The 2,814-nt window shown below is 62.8% G+C and carries 1 protein-coding gene; it reads right to left on the bottom strand.

Annotated features, from left to right (window positions below):
* Positions 1 to 2,814 (bottom strand): non-ribosomal peptide synthetase (locus M653_RS01000000134140; RefSeq protein WP_032936578.1); only part of this gene is annotated, 2,814 nt, incomplete at both ends.

Below are 2,814 nucleotides of genomic sequence, written 5' to 3'. Positions count from 1 at the left end.
TTCTTCGAACAGTTCATGGATGCCGCGATCCGACGGGTGGGCCGCTTCCGTCCGGTTCCACGTCTCGAGAACAAGCTCGCGCTCGGACGCCGACAAAAGACCGGTCCGGCCGACCGGGCCTTGCCTTTCTGCCACCAGACCCCGCAGCACGACTTCCAGATACCCGATATGCCGCCCGACCGTTTCGCGATCGAACAGCGCTGTCGCGTAGCCAAGTTCTCCGACAAGCTCATTGCCGATCTCGGCCAGTTCCAATTCAAGATCGAACTTTGACACCTCATAGGCCACGGCGGCAGGCTCGATTGTGAGGCCGGGCAAAGCGAGGCGGTCTTCCTCCGGAGGCTGCCAGGTCAGCAACACCTGGAACACCGGCGTGTGCTCCAACCGCCGCGGCGGCTGCACGATCTCGACCACCTGCTCAAACGGCAGATCCTGGTGATCCTGCGCGCCCAGGGCCACCGAGCGCACACGCTCCAGCAGGGTCGCGACATCCGGCTCCCCCGACACGTCGACGCGCAACGCCAACGTGTTGACGAAGAAGCCGATCAGTCCTTCGACTTCCCGACGTCCGCGATTGGCCGTCGGTGTCCCGATGACGATGTCCTCCTGGCCCGACAGACGCGACAGAACCACCGCCCATGCCGCCAGAACCACCATGAATGGCGTCACCCCATGCCGAAGGCTCAGGCGCTTCAGTTCCCACGTCAGCTCCGCATCAAGCCGAACCGGCACACTTGAGCCGACGAAGCTCTGCTGGACCGGACGCGGACGATCCGTCGGCAGGTTCAGCACCACCGGCGCATCCTGCAATGCATCCCGCCAGTACTGGGCCTGCCTGGCTTGACGCTCGCCGCTCAGCCATTGCCGCTGCCAGGCCGCATAGTCCGGATACTGCACCGGCAGCTTACCCAGCGGGCTCTCTTCGCCGCGGCTGAACGCGGCGTATAAACTCCCCACTTCCTTGAGCAGGATACCCATCGACCAGCCGTCCGATACAATGTGATGCTGCGTCACAAGCAGCACATGCTCGGTATCGGCCACATGGATCAGCCGGGCGCGTACCAATGGGCCCCGCTCGAGGTCAAACGGTGCCGTAAACTCCTCCTCGCTCAGCGCCGCAAGACGCGCCTCGACATCCTTTGCGCCCCGCAGGTCGTGCTCCACCAACGGCAGCCCCTGCTCCGACGCCAGGAACGCTACCCATGCCTTGCCATCCTGCGTCGCGAACACGCTGCGCAAGGTCTCGTGCCTCGCCCACACTTCATCGAGGGCTCTGCCGAGCGCTGCCCGATCCGGTTCGCCGCGCAGATGCAACGCCAGCGGGACGTGATAGGCGGCGCTTCCGCCCTCGATCTGGGACAGGAACCACAGCCGCTCCTGCGCGTAGGACGGCGACAGGACGCCGGATCGATCGACACGCGCGATTGCCGGCAAATGATCGGAGCCGGATCCGGCCAGATGCTCCGCCACCGCCGCCGCGACGCCAGCAAGGCTTGGCGCGTCAAACAGCGCCGTCAGCGCCAGCTTCACGCCAAACGCCTGCTGCATCCGGTTGACCAACCTGACGGCCAGCAGCGAGTGGCCGCCGAGTTCGAAGAAGCTGTCCTGACGTCCGACCCGCTCGACACACAGAAGCTGCGCCCACAACCCGGCAAGGATTGTCTCGACCTCGCCTTGCGGCGCCTCATACGCCTGCCGCGCATAGGCCTCTTCGTTCGGCGCCGGCAGCGCCTTGCGATCCAGCTTGCCGTTCGGCATTAAGGGCAAGGCGTCCAGCGCCACATAGGCTGCAGGCACCATATACTCCGGCAGCAGGCTGCCCAGATGCGCCCGCAGCACCGCCGCAAGATCGTTGCCAGCGTCGCTCTTCGCCTCGTCCTTGGCCACCACATAGGCGACCAGCCGCTTTTCACCCGGCGTGTCCTCGCGTGCGATCACCATCGCTTCACGCACCAGCGCGTGCTCGCCAAGCCGCGCCGCAATCTCTCCCGGCTCGATCCGGTAACCCCGGATCTTAACCTGCTCGTCAAGGCGCCCCAAAAACTCCAGATTGCCGGCGGCGGTCCAGCGCACAAGGTCGCCTGTTCGGTACAGCCGGGCTTGCGGATCACTGCTGTAAGGGTCCGCCACGAACCGCTCCGCCGTCAGCTCCGGCCGGTTCAGGTAGCCGCGCGCAACACCCCCACCGCCGATATAGAGCTCACCCGCGACGCCGATCGGAAGAGGCCCCAGACCCGAGTCAAGGACGTAGACTTTCTTGCTGGAAATCGGTTTTCCGATCGAAACGTAGCTGCCCTCCGCGACCGCCTTCAATGACCCGCTCAGATCGAAAGTCGTGGCAGTTACCGTTGTTTCGGTCGGCCCGTATGCATTTAGGACAATACAACCAGAATCAATCAATTTCAGCTTGCTTACTGAAAACGCTTCACCGCCGACGATAAGAAGTCGAAGATATTTCGTCAGATTCGGATGGAAATACGATGGCGTTATGTTGGCAACCGTTATCGAATTCCGTACAATTTCCGCCTTCAATTTTTCTGGTGACCATATTGCGTTCGGGCGAATGACCAGAGCTGCGCCCGTGATTAAAGCTGAAAATGCCTGTTCGATCGAAGGGTCGAAATTCGTGCTCGCAAATTGGAGCACCCGATCGGCAACGGTAATCTGATATTTGTCGACGCTAGCGAGAATATGCTCTGCCAACCCTCGATGCTCGACCATGACGCCCTTGGGCTTGCCGGTGGAGCCCGAGGTGTAGATGACATAGGCGAGATGACGCGGTGTCAGGCCAAGCGCGCGGGGGTCGGGATCGGT

The organism is Mesorhizobium sp. WSM3626 (genome assembly GCF_000513935.1).
Lineage (GTDB): Bacteria > Pseudomonadota > Alphaproteobacteria > Rhizobiales > Rhizobiaceae > Mesorhizobium > Mesorhizobium salmacidum.
This window is presented reverse-complemented; position numbering and strand designations above follow the sequence as displayed.